We start from the raw sequence: 20,544 nt of genomic DNA, 5'->3' as shown, positions 1-20,544 counted from the left end.
CGGAAACTGGGGTCTAGCGCACAAGCCCCAGCTCCGGGTCCTCGCGCAGCTTGCCCAGGGCCCGGGAGACCGCGGACTTCACCGTTCCCACCGAGACTCCCAGCACCTCGGCCGTCTGGGCCTCGCTGAGATCCTCGTAGTACCTGAGGACGACCATCGCGCGCTGCCGTGCGGGCAGCCGGGCTATCGCCCGCCACATGGCGTCGTGCAGCGCCTGCCGCTCGGCCGGGTCCTCCCCGCCGGACACGGGCTCCGGTTCGGGCAGTTCGTCGCAGGCGAACTCGTCCACTCTGCGCTTGCGCCACTGCGAGGTGCGGGTGTTCAGCAGCGCCCGGCGCACATAGCCGTCCAGCGCCCGGTGGTCCTCGATCCGGTCCCAGGCCACATAGGTCTTGGTGAGAGCGGTCTGCAGCAGGTCCTCGGCATCGCAGGGGTTCGCGGTCAGCGAGCGCGCAGTGCGCAGCAGGACCGGCTGACGGGCCCTCATGTACGAGGAGAACGACGGGTACGAAGAGGTCCGCCGCGCTGGTGCGGCGGCGGCCGAGGCGCTGGTGCAGACGGGTGTGGTCATGGCTCCACGCTAGGAGCGGACAGTGCTCCGGCGGATCGGTCCCAGGTCCCGAAGCCGGGTCCCCCTCAGGTTGTACGGGTGGGGTCCTCTCCACCTCCTGAAGGTGGAGTACCCGGCCGGCTCGTCTGCGGGTCCGCCCCTGAGGAGCACCGCCCGCGGGCTCATCCGTCGGCCGTCAGGACCAGTCCGGACGTCGGCACCCCGGTACCGGCCGTCACCAGGGTGCGGGTCGCGCCCGGTATCTGGTTCACCGCCGTGCCCCGCAGCTGGCGCACCGCCTCCGCCACGCCGTTCATACCGTGCAGATACGCCTCCCCGAGCTGGCCCCCGTGCGTGTTCAGCGGCAGCCGCCCCGCGGACACGAAGTCCGCCGCCTCCCCCCTGCCGCAGAACCCGAACTCCTCCAGCTGCATCAGCACGAACGGCGTGAAGTGGTCGTACAGGATCCCCACGTCGATGTCGGCCGGGCCCAGCCCGGACGTCCGCCACAGCTGGCGGGCGACCACGCCCATCTCCGGCAGCCCGGACAGGTCGTCCCGGTAGAAGCTGGTCATCTGCTCCTGCGCCCGGCCCGCGCCCTGGGCGGCCGCCGCGATCACGGCGGGCGGCCGCGGCAGGTCCCGGGCCCGCTCCAGGGACGTCACCACGAGGGCCTGCCCGCCGTCGGTCTCCTGGCAGCAGTCCAGCAGCCGCAGCGGCTCCACGATCCAGCGGGAGGCCGCATGGTCGGCGAGGGTGATGGGGCGGCCGTGGAAGTAGGCCGCCGGGTTCGTCGCCGCGTACGTGCGGTCGACCACGGCCACGTGTCCGAACGCCTCGGGGGTCAGCCCGTAGGTGTGCAGATACCGCTGGGCCGCCATCGCCACCCAGGAGGCCGGGGTGAGCAGCCCGAACGGCAGCACCCAGCCGAGCGCCACGCCCTCCGCCGAGGGCTCCCGGTGCTGCACGCCCGAGCCGAATCGGCGGCCCGACCGCTCGTTGAAGGCCCGGTAACAGACCACCACCTCCGCCACGCCCGTGGCCACCGCGAGCGCCGCCTGCTGCAGGGTCGCGCAGGCCGCCCCGCCGCCGTAGTGGACGCGGGAGAAGAAGGACAGCTCGCCCATCCCGCAGGCCTGGGCGACGGTGATCTCCGGGCTGGTGTCCATCGTGAACGTCACCAGACCGTCCACGTCCGCCGGTGTGAGCCCCGCGTCCGCCAGCGCGGCCCCCACCGCCTCCACCGCGAGCCGCAGCTCACTGCGCCCGGAGTCCTTGGAGAACTCGGTGGCCCCGATGCCGACGATCGCCGCCCGGCCGCCGAGCCGGTCCCGTGTACGCACGCTCATGACGCGGCCTCCCGGTCCGGGCCCGGGGCGGATGCGGGGGTCTGGTCCGGGGCGGATCCGGGTATCGGTGCCGGGGCCGGGGCGGATGCGGGCGTGCGTGCCGGGGCCGGATCGGTACCCGATGTCCCTGCCGGGGACGGACCGGAGCCGGATGTCCCTGCCAGGGCCGGACCGGAGCCGGATGTCCCTGCCAGGGCCGGACCGGAGCCGGATGTCCCTGCCGGGGCCGGGACGCTGACGGTCACCGTGCCGGTCACGTGCCGGCCCAGGGCGTTGGCCCCGATCACGCGTACCGTCGCCGTGTCGCCGTCGACCTCCTCGATCCGGCCCGTCAGCACCATCGTGTCCCCGGGATAGTTGGGTGCCCCCAGCCGGATGGCGACCCTGCGCAGGATCGCGGCCGGCCCGAAGTGGTCCGTGATGTACCTGCCGACGAGCCCGTTGGTCGTCAGGATGTTCATGAAGATGTCGGGGGAACCCTTCTGCCGGGCCAGCTCCGCGTCGTGGTGCACGTCCTGGTAGTCCCGGGAGGCGATCGCCCCGGCCACGATCAGCGTGCGGGTGACCGGGATCTCCAGCGGCGGCAGCTCGGTGCCCGCCTCCGGCCTCCCGGAGCGCTTCTCACTCCCCATGCGCGATCAACTCCCCCAGTTCCTGCAGTATTTCGGCACCGCATCCCAGATGGGCGTCCAGCTGCCGCCCCCACAGGAAGTGCCGGTGCACCGGATGGTCGAGGTCGGCTCCCGTCCCGCCGTGCAGATGCTGGCCGGTGTGGACGACCCGCTGCCCGGCCTCCGAGGCCCACCAGGCGGCGGTCAGCGCATGCGTGGCGTACGGCAGCCCCGCGTCCCGCCGCCAGGCCGCCTCGTACGCCGTCACCCGGATCGCCTCGGTGTCCATGTGGGCGTCGGCAGCCCGGAGCTGGACGGCCTGCCGGGTGGCGAGCGGCTGCCCGAACTGCTCCCTGGTGTTCGTGTGCGCCACCGCCCGCGCCAGCGACCCGGCGCACACCCCGGCCTGGAGCCCGGCGAAGGCGGTGCGCGCGGTGGCGAGGACGTCGGCGCAGGCGTCCGCGCCCGGGCCGCCGAGAGGTTCCGCCGGTGCCCGCTCCAGGGTGAGGCGGGCCGCCGACCAGGGGGCCGTCAGCTCCACCGGGGCGATCCCGGTGCCCTCGCCGAGGGGGGCCAGCCACAGACGGCGGCCGGTGTCGGCGACCAGGACGTGGGTGGCGTCCCGGAGCCAGGGGACGACGGACACGGAGCCGGTCAGCTCACCGTGCGCCGACGCCCGTACGCCTCCCTGCTCCCGGAGCGCCCCGCCGACCACCACCGAGCCGTCCTCGATGCCCGGCAGCAGCCGCTCCCGCTGCTCGGGGGTGCCGTGGGCGGTGACCGCCAGGAGGCCGTACACACACGTCGCCGCATAGGGCACCTGGGCCGTCGTGCGCCCCTGTTCCTCCAGGAGCAGCACCAGGCCGAGCAGGCCCAGCTCCGCCACCGCGCCGACCAGGCCGGCCGTGCACAGCGCCTTGAACAGCTCGGGGTCGCTGCCGGTGCCGGCGGACTTCAGCCGCTCATGGGTGGAGAGGTCGCCGAAGATCCGCGCGGCCAGGTCGCGGGCCTCCGCCTGGGCCTCGGTGGGCGTGAAGTCCATGTCAGCCCTCCCCCTCGACGACCCGGAAGACCGGCAGGACCAGGCCGCCCTCCTCGTCCTCGTACCTGCGGAACTCCACCCGGACGGGCAGGCCGATGCGCACCTTGTCGTACGGCACCCCGACCACGTTGCTCACCATGCGCACGCCCTCGGCGAGTTCGATCAGGCCGACCGCGTAGGGACCCGCGGTGCCGTCGGCACCGCCGGATTCCGTGAAGGCCGGGAAGGGCGGGTGGTGCATCACCACGTACGAGTGGACCGTGCCCTCGCCGCTCGCCTCGGCCGTGTCCCAGTCCGGGCAGCCGCAGGCGTTGCAGCCCGGCAGCCAGGGGTGGCGCAGGGTGCCGCAGCCCGTGCAGCGCTGGACGAGGAGCCGGTGTGCGGCCACGCCCTCCCAGAAGCCGGCGTTGTCCCGGTTGACCACCGGACGGGGGCGCCGGGGCCGCGGCTTCGGGGGTGTGCGGCGCGCCGGGGCGTACTTGAGGATGCGGAAGCGGTGGGTGCCCGCCGGCTCTCCGTCCACCCGTACGTCCATGCGGGTCGTGACGAAGTACCCGGTGCCCAGTCTGGTCGTCTTGCGGCCGGAGACCGACTCGATCACCGCGTCGAAGGTGACCTCGTCGCCGGGGCGCAGGGGCCGCAGATACTCCTGTTCGCAGTCGGTGGCCACGACCGATGTGCAGCCCGACTCGTCCAGCAGGCCGAGGAGTTCGTCGTAGGCGCCGGTGCGGCCCTCGTGGCCCGTCAGACCGCCCATCGTCCACGCCTGGAGCATGGTGGGCGGGGCGATCGCGCCGGGTCCGCGATAGGCCTCGCCGGTGTCGCCCATCGCCTCGCACCAGTGCCGGATCATCGGCAGGTTCACCGGGTCCTTGCCCGCGGCCGCAACGGCGGCGGGCAACCCCTCGTACTCCTTGAGCCGCGCGCCCAGCGCGTCGGTCCCGACGTCCTCCTCGCTCACCTGCGCCCCCTCGTCATCCCGAGCCGCATCGTCGCGACGATCTCCCGCTGCACCTCGCTCACCCCGCCCCCGAACGTGTTGATCTGGGCCGCCCGGTTCAGCCGCTCCAGCTCGCCGTCGCCGAGGACCCCCGGGGAACCGGAGCGGACCAGCCCCGCCTCGCCGGCGATCTCCTGACACATGCGATACGTCGCGACAGCCGATTCCGTTCCCGCGAATTTCACCCCGCTCGCCTCGCCGGCGGCGAGCCGGCCCGCCCCCACGTCCGCCACCAGACGCCAGCTGAGCAGGCGGTTCGCCGCCAGCCGGGCGTGTGCTTCGGCCGCCCGGAAACGCACCCAGGACTCGTCAATCCGGCGCCGCCCATTCACCGGATCGGGGGTGCGGGCGGCGGTGAGCGCCGCCGCCAGGAAGTCCTCGGCCTGCATCCCGATCGCGGCGAGGGCGACCCGTTCGTGGTTGAGCTGGCTGGTGATCAGCGACCAGCCGTCGTTCTCGGCGCCGACCAGGTTCTGCGCGGGGACGCGGACGCCGTCGTAGTACGTCGCCGTCGTGGTCTGCCCTCCGACGGTCTCGATCGGCGTCCAGGAGAACCCGGGGGCGTCGGTGGGCACGAGGAGGAGCGAGATGCCGCGGTGCCGGGGCGCCTCGGGGTCGGTGCGGCAGGCGAGCCAGATCCAGTCGGCGTGCTGGGCGCCGGAGGTGAAGATCTTCTGCCCGTCGATCCGCCACCCCTCGCCCTCCCGGACGGCCCGGGTCCGCAGCGAGGCGAGATCGGTGCCGGCCGAGGGTTCCGTGTAGCCGATCGCGAAGACCAGGTCACCGCTGAGGATCCGGGGCAGGAAGCGGGCCTTCTGGCGCTCGCTGCCGTACTTCATCAGGGTGGGGCCGACGGTGTTGAGCGTGACCATGGAGACGGGGGCACCGGCCCGGTACGCCTCGTCGAAGAAGACGAACTGCTCGTCCGCGCCCCGCCCCTGGCCGCCGTACTCGGCCGGCCAGCCGAGGCCCAGCCAGCCGTCGGCGCCGATGCGGCGCAGCAGGGCTCGGGCGTCGGCGGGTTCGCCGCTCGCGGGCATCACGGTACGGAAGTAGGAGCGCAGTTCGGCGCGCAGGCGCTGCTGGCGCCCGGTGGGGGCGAGGTGCACGGCGGGCCCTCCCGGCCTCGCGTACCTGACAGGACGGTTTCTGACTGTCCGTCAGGTAGAGGTCCCTGTCAAGGTCGCGGGCCCCGCCCGCACACCGGCGGACACGCCTGCGCGGCGGCACCGAAGTACCGCCGCGCAGACGCTTCATGACCCCGAAGCACACCCCCCGAGGACCCTCACCACAAGGGGCCCCGGTCCGGACTCACCCCCACAGAGGGGTGAAGTGGACGGCGATGTTCCCGTTCCCCTGCTGGATGCCCGTGAAGGCGGAACCGTTGACCTGGGCGGTGTTGCTCTGGTTCGAGGCGTGGGAGCCGACCGCGTTCTGCTGGGTGGTGGACGAGTTTCCGTTGTTGTTGTGGCCGACACCGCTGCCGATGATGCCTGCCACACCGGCGTTGGCGCTCGATCCGTTGTCCGCGATGGCGCCGTTGTCCGCGGCAGCGACACCGGCGAAGAGGGCGGCTGCGAGTGGGAGAGCGGAGACGGCGGCGAGAACGCGGGCGGTACGGATGCTTGCCATGTGTTCCTCCAGAACCGAGCACTGTGCGGCCCTAGGGCCGGCACTACGTGAAGTACGGCTGTTTCCAAGGCAGTTGGCCGACCGCCTCGGCGTTGTGGACGACGTCGCGACTCCAGAGTTGCCCCCCGAATCACCGACTAACCGCCCCGGAAGCCGCGATTCGCACGCAAGCGTGATGACAAGTCGATAAACCCCTAACGCCATCTTTAGGCATCTCATGCCTCATCACGTGACAGAGCGGACCTTCAGCCTTCAAGCGCCACAACAGATGAATCGTTCCCGCACCTTTCCGGCCAACCTTTCCGCCCCGGCGCGCCGCCACCAGCTCCTCTTTCTTTTTTCGAACGTGTGTACGAACATGGATCCATGGCCACCACCGACCGGCAGGCCACGACGCTGGCCCTCGCACACGCCCTGTCAGCCGCCGAACGCGGACTGGCCGTCATCCCCCTGTCCCGGACGAAGCTCCCGGCCCTGCGCTCCCCGCACCGCGACGACCCCGACCCCACGCCCTGCCACGGCGAGTGCGGCCGCTTCGGCCACGGCGTGTACGACGCCTCCACCGACCCGCTCCGCATCCGCGAGCTGTTCGCCGCCGCACCTCGGGCCACCGGCTACGGCATCGCCTGCGGGCTGCCCCCGTACCACCTCATCGGCGTCGACCTGGACACCAAGTCCGGCACCGACTCCTGTGCCGCCCTCAGCGAACTGGCCCTGCGGCATCTGTTCACGATCCCCGAGACGGTCGTCGTCCTCACCCCGAGCGGCGGCCGCCACCTGTGGCTGACCGGCCCACCGGACGTGATCGTCCCCAACTCGGCCGGCCGGCTCGCCCCCGGCATCGACATCCGGGGCGCCGGGGGCTATCTCGTGGGCCCCGGCTCCCGCACCGGACGCGGCGAGTACACCACCGCGCACGGCACCGCACATCTGGCGCCCGCCGCCTGCCCGCCGGCCCTGCTACGGCTGCTCCTGCCGCCGCCACGCGCCACGCATCCGGCGCCGCCGCCCGCCGGCGACCACGGCCGGGGCCTGGTGCACTTCGTGCTCTGCGCCCACGAGGGCCAGCGCAACACCCGCCTCTTCTGGGCGGCCTGCCGCGCCTACGAGAACGGCCTCGGCCCCGCCCTGCTCACCCCGTTGGTCGAGGCGGCCCTGCACACCGGCCTGACCGAGCGCGAGGCCCGGGCGACGATCGCGTCGGCGGCGCGGATGACGGGACACCACCCGTGAGCCGCCCGCATCCGCACCGGCCGGCCGCCGTCACGCCGGAACCGGCATGACCGTGCAGTGCACCGGCTCGGCGTGCGCGGGGTCGAGGGCGTTCAGCACCAGCCGGTACACGTTCCGGTCGTACGGGCCGCCGCCGTGACCGGTGAGGTCCAGCGGGCAGGTGTGCTGCAGCAGGATGTTGTGCACGGTCGCGTCCGGCCCGGCGTCGAGGAACTGGTTGGTGTACGGGGTCACGACCGCGTCGGTACGGGTGACGATGTTGGTGTAGGTGACGCCTGGCTCGGTGTCCCCCTTGGCGTACAGCTGCCGGAGCACCGCGGAGCCGATCGTCTGGTCCTTGGCCGCGGGGCTGTCGAGGCCGAGCGGCTTGCCGGCATGCCCCAGCACGTCCAGCACCCCGTCCGCGAGATGAGCCAGACCGCTTGCGGTGGTGCCGTGACTGCTGGGGTTGATGCCCACCAGGTGGTGCACCTTCGCGGCACCGCCATCGAAGCGCAGGTACCACTGGGGCAGCAGGCCGCCGCCCTGGGAGTGGCCCACCAGGTCGGCCTTCGACGCCCCCGTGGCGGCCAGCACCTTGTCGACGTACGCGGCCAACTGCCCGGCCGATGCGGGGATCGCGCCGGTCCCCTTCATCACCGCGTGGGGTTTGCTCTCGCCGAAGTCGAGGGCGAAGACGCAGTACCCGGCGTTCTTCAGCACCGGGGCGAGCCCGCTCCAGTTGTCGAAGGCGTTCTCGAAGGTGCCGTGGACCAGCACCACCGGGTAGGGGTGCGCGGCCGAGGGTTTGCAGGTGAAGTCGTTTGCACCGGCCGGAGAGCGGTCGGGATCGGGCAGGGAGGCGAGCAGCGCCAGGCCCCAGCTGACCGTCCCCAGGTCCCCGAAGGCGTTCTCGGCCGGCGCCCGGACGACCTCGGCGTCGGCATACCGCGGTGCAGAACGCGCGGGGGAGGCGGCCGAGGCGGCGGGCACGGGGGGCCTGAGGAAAGCGGGCGAAGTGGCGGACGCGGGGGGCGCGGCCGACGCGGCGGGGCCTGCTGTGAGCAGGCAGGCCACCGTGAGCAGAGCGGCGGCCGCGGCCTTGAGGACTCGGCGCATCGGGGTGCGCACCTCCTGGTGACGGAGACGGGCCGTCGGTGGGCCCGGACGGGCCCCAGCCTTCGACAGCCGTCACACCACGCACGCGACCGGCACGCCCCGTGCGCCCGTTCGGCGCACGCACGGTCAGCCGGGCGGGCGGCCAAGGGGCCGGCGGCCGGGTGGTCGGGCGGTTGACCAGGGGCGCATCCCGCCGGGTGGTCGGGCGGTTGACCAGGGGGCAGGCGGCCGGGCTCGCGCTCACGCTTGTGCGGCCTCCTGAGAGGGGCCTCGACGTGCGTCGGCGGTCACCGCACGACGACCAGTGCCGGGTGCGCGTCGCGCAGAACGTGCCCGGGCGGACCACCGGCGGTGCCTTCCGCCGGTGGCTCAGCCGTCGTCGCTCAAGCGGACGCCACGGGCGGCGGTGTCGAAGACCGGCCGGTACCGGTGCCATTGCTCGTTCGGCGCGGACAGGTAGATCACGTACTGGGTGCCGTCGCTGCCGGCGAAGGCCAACTCCGCCGCCCGGTACTTCCGTTCCCTGCCGTCGAAGGTGAACTCCCAGTACCCGGCGGGTCGTCCCCGGAAGGTCGTCGCGGCCATCCTCACCCGTTCGTAGCCGGGATTGTCGCGACGGGTCTGGGCCTCTTCCGTCTCGCGCCAGTGCCGCAGAGGATCGGCACCCGCGAACCGGACGGCATTGACCCTGAGGCCCACCAGGCCCGACGCGTCGATGTAGGCGACTTCGCCGCCGGGCAGCGTCTTCCTGGTCCAGCCGTCCCGGACCGGCACGGAGATGCCGGTGTCCGCCTCCTGAAGGCGGTATCCGGCGGGCAGCGGCGGCAGGGCGAAGCTGGTGCTCGGTGCAGGGGCGGAGGACTTCACCCCGTTCGCGAGGGCACCCGGCGCCTCGGCGCCGCCCCTGAGCCACCACAGGGCGCCGCCCGCCACACAGGCGGCGAGTGCCACCGCCAGGAGCGACCGCAGCACCGTACGGCGGCGGTTGCCGCTGCCCTTTCGTTCCTTCTGCGCGTGAGGCTGTGGATCGGCGGCACGGTCCGGCCGCGCGGGCGGGTCGAGGGGAGCGGTCCGTGTGACGGTCGCATCGCCCAGGCGGCGTTCGACCTCGTGCACGTCCATCCGCTGTCCGGGATCCTTGACGAGCAGCCCCTCGATCACCGGGGCCAGGTCCCCGGCGCTGCGCAGCGGCTCGTACGAGTCGGTGGCGATGGCGTACGCGGTCTCGATCGGGGTGTCACGCTGGAACGGGTGCCGCCCCTCGACCGCCTGGTACAGCGTTGCCCCCAGGGCCCACAGGTCGCTGGCGGGACCGGGACCGGCGTCCCCGCTCCTGAGGCGTTCGGGTGCCAGGTAGCGGATGGAACCGATCAACTCGCCGGACTTGGTCAGGGACGACGTTCCCGACTCCATGGCGATCCCGAAGTCGGTGAGGACGATCCGCCCGTCGTGACCGAGCAGGACGTTGGCGGGTTTGACGGTCCCGGTGCAGGACCCCGGCGCCGTGGGCGGCGCGCAGGGCGGCCGCCATGGCACCGCCGATCCGGGCCGCCTCGGCGGGCGGCAGCGCACCGCGGCGCTTGAGGACGTCGCTCAGGGTGTCCGAGGGTATGTACTCCATGACGATGCACGGCAGGCCCTCGTCGTCGACGACGTCGTGCACCACGATCACGTTCGGGTGGGAGATCCGGGCGGCGCTGCGGGCCTCGCGGCGGGTCCGCTCGTGGAGCGTCCGGATCTCGTCGTCGTGCAGGTGCGGCGGTATGCGCAGCTTCTTCACGGCGACGTGGCGGCCGAGCAGCCTGTCCTCGGCACGCCACACGGTGCCCATGCCACCGCTGCCCACCCGCTCCACCAGCAGGTACCGGTCGGCGACGAGCCGCCCAAGATCGGACACCGCGGGACCGCCCCCCTTCCCTGCTTCCCGTTCGCGAACAGTCGAAGTCGAGAAGGCACGATAACCCATCCGAATATCGAATATTCGGACACGACCGCCACTTGGTCAGGAACTCCCGGCGTGCCGCGCACGGCCGACGCTGGACGCCGCCGGCAGATCACACCGCCGCACTCCGGACCACACCCGCCGCACACAGCATCAGCATCCGGACCGCACCCGCCGCATGCAGAAGGGGTGCCCCTCCCCGAGAGACACCCCTTCTGACCTGCAAGGCTCATGGCCACTGCGGAGGCGGTGGGATTTGAACCCACGGTGACATCGCTGCCACGACGGTTTTCAAGACCGTGAATCAGACGGGCCCCACCTGCCAGTTGAGCTGGTCGTTCGCCATGTCGGGACTCTCCTGGAGTATCCACCTGGCCAGAGGATGGCCGCGTAGCACGCGAACCGCAGGCAGCGACGTGTTCACGTGCAGGATTGCTGATCACAGTCTGTACGCGACCGGATGAGGAACCAAGATGCGCCAATCCGGCATCACAACTCGCCAACTGGACTTAAACTGCGCGTGACTTGCTGCAGCTCACTGAAGGACTGCCAGTGGCTTCTGGAAACTCCTTCCCTCCTGTCGCGAGGGCTCACTTCAGCGTGCGGGGATGCAAGCTGTCTCGCCGCACCGCTGATCGCCTATTGCGCGCCATCGTTGATGGCTTTCCCACAGACGCGCGAGTGCGCATCTCTACGGAACGCTCAATCATCACACTTGAGGCTGACAATTTCGACGATTTGGCCGACTCGGTTGCTGAATCTACCGAGATTGGAAATCCAGAGGTTCTGGATAATTTTCAGATCCATGCCAGGGAACGAAGATCGCAAGACGAACCCGACCGGGTCATCCTGGTGAGCGTCTATGACGATGGGAGGGTCTCTTGTCGAATCGATGGGGATCCAGGATGGGTGCGTGGCAAACATGCCGCACTTGAACCCCTGATTAGGGACACAAGACCTTTCAAGCGGGAATTTTGGTACGGACCTAGCTGGTCGTTTGCTAGTTGGGGGGTCAGCTTTGCATCACTGGCTACACCGATCACCATGTGGCTCACGACCGGTTCCACCAAGGCGGAACTGGTCGTGTCGATCGCCGCCTGGGTGACAGGCGGGTTCATGGGGCTGATTGTTGGCCGTACGGTGTCACGCGCCCGAAAGGCAGAATTCTGGATCCGACGGGATGAGCTTCCGGAGAGGTACTGGAAATTCACGGCCAACGAAACACTGGCGGCCGTGATTGCAATTCTCACCCTTGTCGCAACGATCATATTCGGCGTCGTTACCCACAACGACGCCAAGAAGGATAGTAAATCCTCGCCCCCGGCCGCATATTTGAATCATTTCAGTATTTTCTAGAACAACTACCAGGGTTTGTGCCGCAGTGGGCTGCCCCGGCTTGCTCCGGGCAGGCCAGCGGATGAGGCTGAAGGGCTCCATCCATGAGCCCGCCTCATTTTGGGGTCTCAACTTCCCAGCGACCGGGTCCCATCCCGCGCCAATCGATCAACGGTGAGTCGGCGACCTGCTCAGGCTCAATCTCCAGCCCTGCCCGGCGCAGGAACTCCACAAGGTCTCGCACATTGTGCGCCAGGCCAAGGATCTCGCCGTCGACACGGACCCGCCGACCGCCGGTCGGGGACGGCAGATGAACGGTGATGGGGCGCTTCCCAGTCATGCATCCAGCATCACGCCAGCCGCTGGGACCCGCACGGCGGGTCCCTCAACATCCTCGCGCAGTAGCTGTATTAGAGGCTGCCCCTCACTGACCTGCGACTATCACCACTGGCAGAAGGCGGCGGAAGCATCGTCACCCGGCTTGTAGCGTGGCCACCGTCGTCCAGTCGGATCCGTGGCTTCAACCTTCCGGACGGTGTTGATCAGCTCTCGCGGGCCACCGATCCTGAGCGTCTTGAAGACTTCGGGCCACGTTGCCATGCCGTACTCAGTGACGAGACGCGACGCACCGTCGGAGAGGACCGCTGCGGCGCGTACGTCGTCGGTGGGGGTGCTGCCCACAAGCGCGTGATCGGCCGCTTCTGGACCGGCCGCCGCCACCCAGTAACCGGCTGAGGTGTTGCGGGTCTGCCGCTGAGCGGTCACGAATCGCCGCAGGGCCTCTCTGTGGTCTGCCGTGTGAGTTTCGTACTGTTCGACTTCGGCCCTCAGCTCCGGGAGCACGTCGTCCACGCGAAGGTCAGTGATCACGGTGAGGTTCTGGTGTCCTTCGAGAACGACCGGGGAGTCCGCCAGGACCAGATGATCGAGGAATCCTTCTCGCTCCCGGAGGACAGCGACAGTTGCTGAGGGCGTCCCGGGGTTGCCCAGGTCGCATTCGGGGTGCAGCGCCGCCACCTGTTCCAGCGCTCCTGCCAGGCCGATGGCGAGTGAGGTTCCCGGGTTGGCCAACTGGGCGACAAGCTGACTGCCGAGGTGGGCCACGTACCACGGGACGCCATGTCGGCATCCCGTGTCCAGGCCCGCTGTGCTGAGTCCGTCCAGCACCACGGCGAGTGTCGGCGTGCCGGCCACCCAGTCTTCATTGGGAGCGGCTCCACCAGGTTGGGTGTCAATGGCGACGCGCATGCTCAGCCTTCGTGTCGGTACAGCGGGGTGACGCGTCGACTCTCCAGCACTTCGAGCGTCTTCGGGTCGTAACGGCACGAAATGAGGGTGGAGAAACGACGGGTGCGGACTTCTCGGTAAAGCTCGGCCAGGTTGTTCTCCAGGTAGTGGACGACCCCGCTCGCTCCGATGGCGTGGATGCCGGCGATGTAGAGGAACGTCCCCTTGCCGTCCAGGCGCGGGAGCCGCCCCAGGTAACCGACGTCGCCAGCCGACCCGTCTTCATCGGCGGGTGACCGGTATTCCTTGCCGGTCACCTGCTCCACTACGTGCCACGCCGTGTCCTTCGTAAACCGCAGGTTGTCGTCCCCTTCAAGTACCTGCGCCACGATCGGAGAGCGGCGGGGGCCGCAGATGACGACGTGGTTGTCCCGGTTGAGATTGACGATCCCGGCGGGTGGGATCACCTCGTACTGAGCATCGAGCTTCATGCCAGCCACCAGCTTGCGCAGATGCTCGAAGTTGTTGAGGTCCTCCCGGGTGACCACTTCGCTGGGGTTCTGATCAGGTCCTTTGCCTGCCTCGTACATGCCGGCAACGGACACCGTGACCAGGTCTGTGCCGAAGAACGCCCGCTCGGGCGGAGGGCCAGCAGACGCGAGCTGCCCTACTCGCCCCCGGCTGACGCCTAGCCGTGTCGCGATCTCGGCTTGGGTCATTCCTGCTGCCTGAGCCTCTTCGATCGCCTCGCGCCGAATGCGGGATAGCTCATTCACCCGGCTCTGATACCGCGCCATCAGGTCGATTGCGGCTTTGGCGCGGTCAACGGGGTCCTTGATCCCGGAGACCTGATCCATGTCGTCGTGCACGACTCTCCCATCCATGCCTAGGGGGGCTATCGGAGTTTATCGCGAGAGGGGGTTGCGCGCAGCCCGCCGCTTGCCTACGGTACCTAACAAGCGAGACGGCAACCCCCCCTAAGCAAGCTGGGGAAGATCCGTAGCGACCGCTTGACCTGCATGGATGCACGACTAATGGGGGCTCTTGCAGCCCCAAGGGGCCCGGGACAGAGCGGGCCGAGGGCGGACCCGACCCTGGTCACTTCGGGACGGCTTAGACCGAAAGGTCACGTCTCCACATGCCTACAACGGGATCACGTCGCGCTACCTGATACGGGCGCGGCACCCCGAAGGAGACACGTACGCCGCCCCGGCACCCTGCCGCGAGGGCGCGGGATCGAATCCCGCCCGGGGCACTCTGACCGCCTTTCCCGCGGTCGAGCCGCACTGTACGAGTGCGGCCCTCATCTCAACGGCAAGCGCCCCCAGTGCGGGAACACCGGGGGCGCGGTTCGGGCCGTTGTCATCTTGCAGGGAGACAGGACCCATGGAGCACATCGTCACTGTTCAGGACGCTGTTACCGCGTTCGCCGACTGGCTGGAGCCCACGGACGCCGAGCTGGACGCGATCGAGCGGGAGATGCCGCGCATCCTCGCCGACATCGAGACGCTGGACGTACAGATCGCCCTGATGGAGCGGACACCGGCCGAGCTGGACCAGCGGCGTGCCCGCCGCGACCGGCACCGCGTGCTGGTGGAGCGGGCGGCGCTCGCCAACCGCGCTGTCCCGGGGGAGGCCGCGTGATGGCGCGCGAGTACCGGGCGCAGCTGATCTCCGGGAGCCCGGGCCGGTGGCTGCTGTACGTGGCCTTACGGGACGCGCCCGCCCCGTGGCCGGCGCACAGTTTCCGGCAGACCGCGCTGCCGACGTTCACGCAGCGCACGCAGGCACTCAACTCGCTCGGCTTCGAGCCGGTGCCGGACGCGGTGTGGGAGTGGGTGGAGTACAACACCGACGCCGCCGACCCGTCCTCGCCGGTGTGGCTGATGGCCTGCGTGCGGGTGCGTTCACGGGAGGGGGCGGACGCGTGAACGGCGTTCAGATCCGTTCAGCCGAGCGCGCGCTGTCGGTGGGTACGTGGCTGATCGTTTGCGGCGCGATGCTGTATTCGATCCTGACCGTCACCCCGCTGATGGCCGCCCACACTCCGGGCGAGTGGGCGTGGACGGCACCGATTCTGCCGCTGGTGGTGGATGCCGCGGTGGTCGTCTGCGTCCGCTTGGACTCGATCCTGGCCCGCCTTGGTGGGCACGGCGGCCGGTGGCCGATCACGCTGCGGTGGATGACCGGCGCGATGACGCTGGCGCTGAACACGGCCGACTCCGGACTGAAGAAAGACCTGGTCGGCGTGGCCGTGCACGCGGTGGCTCCGCTGCTGCTGATCGTCACCGCCGAGACCGGCCTTGCCTACCGCCGCGCCCTCGCTGCCGCCGTGAGCGTGCTGGAGGAGCAGCAGCGGGCCGAACGCGAGCGTGCCGAGCAGGCCGCCTGCGACCGTGAGGAGGCCGCCCGGCAGCGGGAGCGGGAGGAGCGCGAGCATGCCGCGATGCTGGCGCGTGAACAGCGTGAACACGAAGCCCGGCTGGCTCGCGAGGAGGCTGATCGCGAGGAGCGACACCTTCAGCGGGAGCGCGAGCAGCGGGAGGCCCGGGAGGCGGCCGAGCGGGCCGAGCGTGAACGCCGTGAACGCGACCGTGAACAGTCTGAGCGGGAGCGTGAACAGCATGAGCGGGAGGCCGCGCGGCGGGCCGAGAACGAGGAGCGGGAGCGCGCTGAGCGTGAACGCCGTGAACGCGAGGCGCTGCTGCAGCGCGGCCCGGCCGCCGGCAAGCTGCCGGAGGAGGAGGCCCGCCAGATCGTGGCCGCGGCCTTCGGCGCGGGGCTGCCGGTGCGGACCGCGGCGGAGTTGTGCGGCTGGTCGGTGGGCTGGGTCTCCACCCGGTACGCAGAGCATCGCGACCCCGGCACGGGTGGGGCTGAGCTGGCCATCGCGAGCCGCTGATGGCCGCCTTACCCATCTACCCCTGGCGCCTGGCACCTGAGGGCCTGGCCACGCTGCGCCAGCTGCGCGCGAAGGGGCTACGGCCCGGCGGGCAGGACGTGGTCGCGCAGATCGAACGCCCTCGTCGGCGCCGGCCGCCGCTGGTGGGCTACCTGTACCGCGTGGAGCTGGCTAAGCCTGTGCGGCCGATGACTCCGGCGAAGCGGGCGGCGCTGGCCAAGGCCAACCGCGCACGCCGCACGTGCCCGCAGTGCTGCACGGATGCCGGTTACGTGATCCCCACCTCGCTCGGGATGTGCGCGCCCTGCGCCTACCCCGACGAGCAGGCCGCGGCCTGACCTGCACAGCACCCCAAACCATTCCTCCTGACTAGGAGCCTTGCTGTGTCCAGTCGTACTCGTGCCCGCGTCCGGAAGACGGCCGCGGGCGTCCACACCGTCCGCATCCCGCACCAGCGCGGCCGCCGCTCTCATCAGCCGTTCGTGGTCGTCGTGCCCGAACGCCCCTCCCTGCTGGCCGAGCTGGGCAGCGCGCTCATGCTGGGCGTCTGGGACCGGCGCCGCGGTCTCGCCCCGCTCCTCCTGTCGGTCGCTGCTCTGCCACTGACCGGCCTCTTGCACTGGTGGGCGTGGTGGTCGGGGCTGACCCTCGTCCCGCTGGTGACCGCCCCCGCGGGCTGGCTGGTCTTCGCGCTGAAGCGCCGCCCGGCCGGCCGCTCCGTCCTCGCCTGGCGGGTCGGGCTCACGGTCGCGGCCACATCGGTGCTGCTGTGGCTGGCCCTGGCCGCCGCCCTCGGGCCCCTGTCCGGGCCCCTGCTGGTGCTGTGGCTGGTCAACACCCTCGCGGCACAGGCGTCGTGGCTGTTCATCCGCCGGAAGAGCTGAACCCGTGGTGTTCGGCTCACACCGTGCCAGCCTGCTGGACCGCTCGTGGGCGTTCGGCTCACGAGCGGCCCGCACCCTGACCGCCCTCGTTCACGCCGTCTCCGGACAGACCCGGTGGCGGCCCACCGACCTGTACGCCGCGGCCGTCACGGCACGGTTCGCGGCTTCCCACCGGCTCATCGAGCAGGCCGCGGACGCGGTCGATGACGGCTGGAGCGTCGACTTCATCGCCACCTCACCGCTGCTCGGTGACCCGCTCGTCTTCGAGGAGGACGACCAGTGAGCACTCCCCCCAGCAGGAACCCGAACGACCAATGGCCCTGGGGCCCGGCCAACAGCACCAGGAACAGCAGCAACAGCAAGGGCAACGGCGGCGCGTCCTCCGGCAGCGGCCGGACCCGGCACACCCACAAGGAGCGCACCTACAACGTCAATATCGGCACCAACCGCGGTGCCGGCGGCGGGACCAACGGCGGCTCCGGCGGTGGTGGGGCGGCTGACCGGCACCAGGGTGACCGGCTGATCTACGCGATCGAGCGGATCGAGATCCGCAACGACAAGGACATCATGGCCCTGGCCAAGGCCATCAATCACCTTGGCCGTGAGCTGCACCTGATCCTGGGCATGCGGGCCGAGGAGCTCAACGGTGTGCTGTCGACCTACAAGGGCAAGTGGTATACCTTCGGCGCCCAGTCCCGGATCAAGGCCCGTCTCGTCTCCGCCCACCTCAAGGTCAGTGCGGAGGCCGCGAAGGCACTCGGGGTGGGCGCGCTGAAGATGGCGCACTCCTTCAACCGGCACTTCGTCAAGCCGGAGCAGGAGGCCAGGCAGAAGCGCAACGGCAAGACGGCCCGCCCCACGTTCACGATCGGGGAGGACTGATGCCCCGCCGTAACCGCGACAACGGCCCTGGGCTGCGTGGGTGGGACGGGCAGAACGGCTACGCGCTCGCCGCCCTGCCCGGTGGGCAGGGCGGCATCCTCTCCACCATCGGCAGCCACATCGCGGCCAAGGCCGCGCCGTATCTGCCGCCGTGGGTCGGCGCCGCCGTCCTGCCCCCGCTGGCGGGGTGGGGCGTGCACGAGATGTGGGGCAACAGTGCCCTGTCGGCCGGGCTCGCGTCGGCCGGCATGGGCGCCGGAGGGGTCGTCCTGTCGGCCGTCACGTGGGCCGTGGCGGGCGGCACGAACAAGTTCCGCCGCTACCGCCGCGCGCAGGCCACGACCAGTGTCGCCGCAGGCATGGGCTGGCTGACCTGCGCAGTCTCCGCAGGCCCCTTCGGCCACCCGATGACCGACCTGTGGCTGCTCGGGGGCGGGCTGTTCGCGGCGTCATGGAACGTGCGGCAGATCATGCGCAACGCCCACGACGAGACCGAAGAGACCGACAAGGGCGGTCTCGGCAAGCTCGCCGAAGCCATCGGCCTGGAAAAGGTACAGGTCAAGAAAGCCAAGGGCAACGGCAAGGGCATGGTCACCGCCGAGGTCTGGCCCGATCCGGGCAAGACGGTGGAGGACGTGCAGTCGGCCGCCCCGAAGATCGCGGCCGCGCTGCACGTGCCGCCGTCCGCGATCACGGTCACCCGCGACCCGGACAACGCCGGCCGCGGCACGTTCTCCGCCCGCGTCGCCGACCTGCTCAAGGACGGTGTCCCCTTCCAGCCCCCGCAGGAACTGGGGCTCCTGCCCACCGAGCCGATCCCGGCCGGCCTCTACGCGGACGGGGAAGTCTGGTGGATCAACCCCTTCCTGGCCGAGATCCTCCAGCACCTGCTCGTCATGGGGGTGACCGGCTCCGGGAAGTCGGAGTTCGCCCGCGCCGTCCTCGCCCACCTGCTCACCCGCCGGCAGATGTCGGTGTGGCTGATCGACCTGTCCAAGGGCGCGCAGACCATCGGGCACATGGAAGAAGGCTTCGACTGGCTCGTCACACGCAAGAAGGGCAGCACCAAGGAAGCCAAGGCCATGCTCCGCTGCCTGCCCGGCGTCATCGCCGCCCGCGGCGACGAACTCGCCGAGGAAGGGCTGGACCAGTGGACCCCGGCCTCCAAGCTCAACGCGATGCTGGTGTGGATCGAAGAGGCCGCGGACGTCGCCGACTTCGACGTCATCTCCAAGATCGCACGCACCGCCCGGTCGGTCGGGATGTGGCTGGTCATCAGCCTCCAGCGCGCCACCTGGAAAAACCTGGACACCGACGTCCGCGCAAACCTGCAGGCCGCCGCCTGCTTCGGCGTCGATGAAGCCTCCGACGCCGCGTTCTGCCTGCCCGACCGGGTCACCGAATCCGGCGCGATCCCCGACTGGGGCTCCGACCGGCCCGGCTACGCCTACGCCACCGGCATGGGCATCCCCTCCAAGCGGTGGACGACCGAGGTACGCGGCGCCCTGACCAAGACGGTCCGCGACCAGATCCGCGACATGATCCTGGCCGCCGCCGCATACCGGGATCCGCTGGACGAGATCTCCGCACGAGCCGCCGGCCTGGCATACGAACAACGCACCCACCACGGCACCAACCGCACCAACGCCCCCGACCACACGCCCGCAGCGGCCCCCGCCCGACTGCACACCGTTCCGCCGCCGGAGCTGGAGGACTGGGACGAACCGGAGGACGCCATGGACGACACGGACGACGAGATGGACGCCGTGGATCCGGCAGTGGAGGAGGCCGCCGCGATGGAACTGCAGGACGTCTACGAGGAGGTGATGGGCCACATCCCCGCCGACCCGGAACCCGACGCCGGCTACGCCCGCCTCCGCCTGGAGGACGACGTCCCCGACGCCGACCCCGACACCCCGCTCGCCTTCGAGCAGCAGGACCGGCCCTCCACCGAAGAGGCCCGCGCCATCCTCCACGGCCAGATCGATCAGTGGGCCGCAACCGACCGTCTCGCCTTCGAGACCGGCGACCTGATCCCCGTCGCCGTGGCCGCGGGCCGCAAGCGGGGCTGGCTCCACAAGGAGCTGAACGAACTCGTCCGCCAGGGCGTGCTCCGCCACGACGCCCACGGCGAGTACACCATCGTCCGCCCGGTCGCCGACGCCGCCTAGCCATCACGCATCGTCACGAATGTCACTGTCGCGCCCGCCGTGACTGTCACTGTCACGGCGGGCGGGGGCCTATAGGAAAGTCACGCGGAAACGCCGTGACATCGCCCTCGTGACAGTCACGAGCGGCCGTGACATTCCCCCGTGACAATCACGCACCGTCACCACGCATTCAGGCGTGGGGGCGGCCTCTGCCTGCCCTGGAGGACCCGTGAACCATCCCCTTCAGCCCTACCAGACCCCCGCCCAGGACATGGTCCTGGAACCCGTCCCGTACACGATGCCGGCCGCGGTGGAGCTGTCCGCGGAGCGCGGTCCGGTGGTGTGGGTGCCCGACGCCTACGGCCGCATGGTCCCCATGCCCAAACACCTCGCCCCGCCCCCGATACCCATGCCTCAGCCGCGCGACCTGACTCCGCTGCCGCTGCTCGACCCACTCGCCCAACGGCTCGTCGCCGCGGGCATCGGCGGCGGCGCCCTCGCGGCCGGCATCGGCTACGGCGCCGGGGAGGTCATCAACGCCGCGGCCGGCTTCGGCTCGGGCGTCCTGTTCTGGCTCGCCGTCATCGCCCTCGCCCTCCGCACCCCCGCCCGCGCCGCCACCTCCGGCGCGGCCGAGACCACGGTCAACATCCGCAAGGCCGTCATCAAGCGCAGCCACTTCCACGGCTGACGAACGCAGGGAGATA

Annotated in this window: 21 protein-coding genes and 2 pseudogenes; 11 read left to right on the top strand and 12 right to left on the bottom strand. The window is 70.6% G+C overall.

Features of this window, described 5'->3' with window-relative positions; all coding sequences use genetic code 11:
• Nucleotides 1-13 precede the first annotated feature (13 nt).
• From ACFZCP_RS24310 to ACFZCP_RS24280, 7 genes and pseudogenes are all read right to left on the bottom strand, one after another.
• Nucleotides 14-571: a SigE family RNA polymerase sigma factor gene (locus ACFZCP_RS24310; protein WP_362694410.1), complete on the bottom strand. Its 558-nt coding sequence runs from the start codon at nt 569-571 to the stop codon at nt 14-16.
• A 161-nt stretch (nt 572-732) separates the two neighbouring features.
• Nucleotides 733-1,899, bottom strand: coding sequence for a lipid-transfer protein (locus ACFZCP_RS24305; protein ID WP_391429898.1), 1,167 nt, complete (start codon nt 1,897-1,899; stop codon nt 733-735).
• A 218-nt stretch (nt 1,900-2,117) separates the two neighbouring features.
• Nucleotides 2,118-2,531 (bottom strand): annotated as a pseudogene (locus ACFZCP_RS24300) (MaoC family dehydratase); the annotation flags it as partial.
• Nucleotides 2,521-3,552, bottom strand: coding sequence for an acyl-CoA dehydrogenase family protein (locus tag ACFZCP_RS24295; RefSeq protein WP_391429896.1), 1,032 nt, complete (start codon nt 3,550-3,552; stop codon nt 2,521-2,523). The pseudogene ACFZCP_RS24300 and the gene ACFZCP_RS24295, both read right to left, overlap by 11 nt.
• 1 nt (nt 3,553) lies before the next feature.
• A complete protein-coding gene (locus tag ACFZCP_RS24290) occupies nt 3,554-4,513 on the bottom strand; it encodes an OB-fold domain-containing protein (RefSeq protein ID WP_391429894.1) in 960 nt (319 codons plus the stop codon).
• Nucleotides 4,510-5,661: an acyl-CoA dehydrogenase family protein gene (locus ACFZCP_RS24285; protein ID WP_362694394.1), complete on the bottom strand. Its 1,152-nt coding sequence runs from the start codon at nt 5,659-5,661 to the stop codon at nt 4,510-4,512. Before ACFZCP_RS24285 ends, ACFZCP_RS24290 begins: the two co-directional genes overlap by 4 nt.
• A gap of 202 nt (nt 5,662-5,863) precedes the next feature.
• Nucleotides 5,864-6,184, bottom strand: a complete 321-nt coding sequence (locus ACFZCP_RS24280) for a hypothetical protein (RefSeq protein WP_362694391.1) — start codon at nt 6,182-6,184, stop codon at nt 5,864-5,866.
• A gap of 366 nt (nt 6,185-6,550) precedes the next feature.
• On the opposite strand from ACFZCP_RS24280, the gene ACFZCP_RS24275 reads away from it, so the two are divergent.
• A complete protein-coding gene (locus ACFZCP_RS24275) occupies nt 6,551-7,417 on the top strand; it encodes a bifunctional DNA primase/polymerase (protein WP_391429891.1) in 867 nt (288 codons plus the stop codon).
• A 30-nt stretch (nt 7,418-7,447) separates the two neighbouring features.
• On the opposite strand, the gene ACFZCP_RS24270 is transcribed toward ACFZCP_RS24275, so the two are convergent.
• Together ACFZCP_RS24270 and ACFZCP_RS24265 are read right to left on the bottom strand one after the other, a co-directional pair.
• Entirely contained in the window at nt 7,448-8,515 is a 1,068-nt protein-coding gene (locus ACFZCP_RS24270) for an alpha/beta fold hydrolase (protein WP_391429889.1), read from the bottom strand.
• 369 nt (nt 8,516-8,884) lie between these two features.
• Nucleotides 8,885-10,412, bottom strand: a pseudogene (locus ACFZCP_RS24265) (serine/threonine-protein kinase).
• A gap of 726 nt (nt 10,413-11,138) precedes the next feature.
• On the opposite strand from ACFZCP_RS24265, the gene ACFZCP_RS24260 reads away from it, so the two are divergent.
• A complete protein-coding gene (locus ACFZCP_RS24260) occupies nt 11,139-11,813 on the top strand; it encodes a hypothetical protein (protein WP_391429887.1) in 675 nt (224 codons plus the stop codon).
• A gap of 94 nt (nt 11,814-11,907) precedes the next feature.
• On the opposite strand, the gene ACFZCP_RS24255 is transcribed toward ACFZCP_RS24260, so the two are convergent.
• From ACFZCP_RS24255 to ACFZCP_RS24245, 3 genes are all read right to left on the bottom strand, one after another.
• The gene (locus tag ACFZCP_RS24255; protein WP_391429885.1) at nt 11,908-12,132 is read right to left on the bottom strand and encodes a hypothetical protein; all 225 of its coding nucleotides are present in this window, start codon (nt 12,130-12,132) and stop codon (nt 11,908-11,910) included.
• 101 nt (nt 12,133-12,233) lie between these two features.
• The gene (locus ACFZCP_RS24250) at nt 12,234-13,040 is read right to left on the bottom strand and encodes a hypothetical protein (protein WP_391429883.1); all 807 of its coding nucleotides are present in this window, start codon (nt 13,038-13,040) and stop codon (nt 12,234-12,236) included.
• A 2-nt stretch (nt 13,041-13,042) separates the two neighbouring features.
• Complete coding sequence (locus tag ACFZCP_RS24245; protein ID WP_391429881.1) at nt 13,043-13,888, bottom strand: sigma factor-like helix-turn-helix DNA-binding protein; 846 nt, start codon at nt 13,886-13,888, stop codon at nt 13,043-13,045.
• A 517-nt stretch (nt 13,889-14,405) separates the two neighbouring features.
• Here ACFZCP_RS24245 and ACFZCP_RS24240 point away from each other — a divergent pair.
• From ACFZCP_RS24240 to ACFZCP_RS24200, 9 genes are all read left to right on the top strand, one after another.
• Nucleotides 14,406-14,663, top strand: coding sequence for a DUF6284 family protein (locus ACFZCP_RS24240; protein ID WP_391429879.1), 258 nt, complete (start codon nt 14,406-14,408; stop codon nt 14,661-14,663).
• Nucleotides 14,663-14,950 (top strand): DUF6303 family protein, encoded by a 288-nt coding sequence (locus tag ACFZCP_RS24235; protein ID WP_391429876.1) that lies wholly within the window; start codon nt 14,663-14,665, stop codon nt 14,948-14,950. The genes ACFZCP_RS24240 and ACFZCP_RS24235 overlap by 1 nt, the downstream gene beginning before the upstream one ends.
• On the top strand, nt 14,947-15,921 hold the full coding sequence (locus ACFZCP_RS24230) for a DUF2637 domain-containing protein (protein ID WP_391429874.1): 975 nt from the start codon (nt 14,947-14,949) through the stop codon (nt 15,919-15,921). Before ACFZCP_RS24235 ends, ACFZCP_RS24230 begins: the two co-directional genes overlap by 4 nt.
• The gene (locus ACFZCP_RS24225; protein ID WP_391429872.1) at nt 15,921-16,259 is read left to right on the top strand and encodes an RRQRL motif-containing zinc-binding protein; all 339 of its coding nucleotides are present in this window, start codon (nt 15,921-15,923) and stop codon (nt 16,257-16,259) included. Before ACFZCP_RS24230 ends, ACFZCP_RS24225 begins: the two co-directional genes overlap by 1 nt.
• A gap of 45 nt (nt 16,260-16,304) precedes the next feature.
• The gene (locus tag ACFZCP_RS24220; protein WP_391429870.1) at nt 16,305-16,805 is read left to right on the top strand and encodes a hypothetical protein; all 501 of its coding nucleotides are present in this window, start codon (nt 16,305-16,307) and stop codon (nt 16,803-16,805) included.
• A 4-nt stretch (nt 16,806-16,809) separates the two neighbouring features.
• A complete protein-coding gene (locus ACFZCP_RS24215) occupies nt 16,810-17,088 on the top strand; it encodes a hypothetical protein (RefSeq protein ID WP_391429868.1) in 279 nt (92 codons plus the stop codon).
• Complete coding sequence (locus ACFZCP_RS24210) at nt 17,085-17,687, top strand: hypothetical protein (RefSeq protein WP_391429866.1); 603 nt, start codon at nt 17,085-17,087, stop codon at nt 17,685-17,687. Before ACFZCP_RS24215 ends, ACFZCP_RS24210 begins: the two co-directional genes overlap by 4 nt.
• Nucleotides 17,687-19,858, top strand: a complete 2,172-nt coding sequence (locus ACFZCP_RS24205; protein ID WP_391429864.1) for a hypothetical protein — start codon at nt 17,687-17,689, stop codon at nt 19,856-19,858. The genes ACFZCP_RS24210 and ACFZCP_RS24205 overlap by 1 nt, the downstream gene beginning before the upstream one ends.
• Before the next feature lie 208 nt (nt 19,859-20,066).
• Nucleotides 20,067-20,528 (top strand): hypothetical protein, encoded by a 462-nt coding sequence (locus tag ACFZCP_RS24200; protein ID WP_391429861.1) that lies wholly within the window; start codon nt 20,067-20,069, stop codon nt 20,526-20,528.
• Nucleotides 20,529-20,544 lie beyond the last annotated feature (16 nt).

It is taken from the genome of Streptomyces sp. NPDC007971, assembly GCF_042958635.1.
In the GTDB taxonomy this organism is placed as follows: domain Bacteria; phylum Actinomycetota; class Actinomycetes; order Streptomycetales; family Streptomycetaceae; genus Streptomyces.
This window is presented reverse-complemented; position numbering and strand designations above follow the sequence as displayed.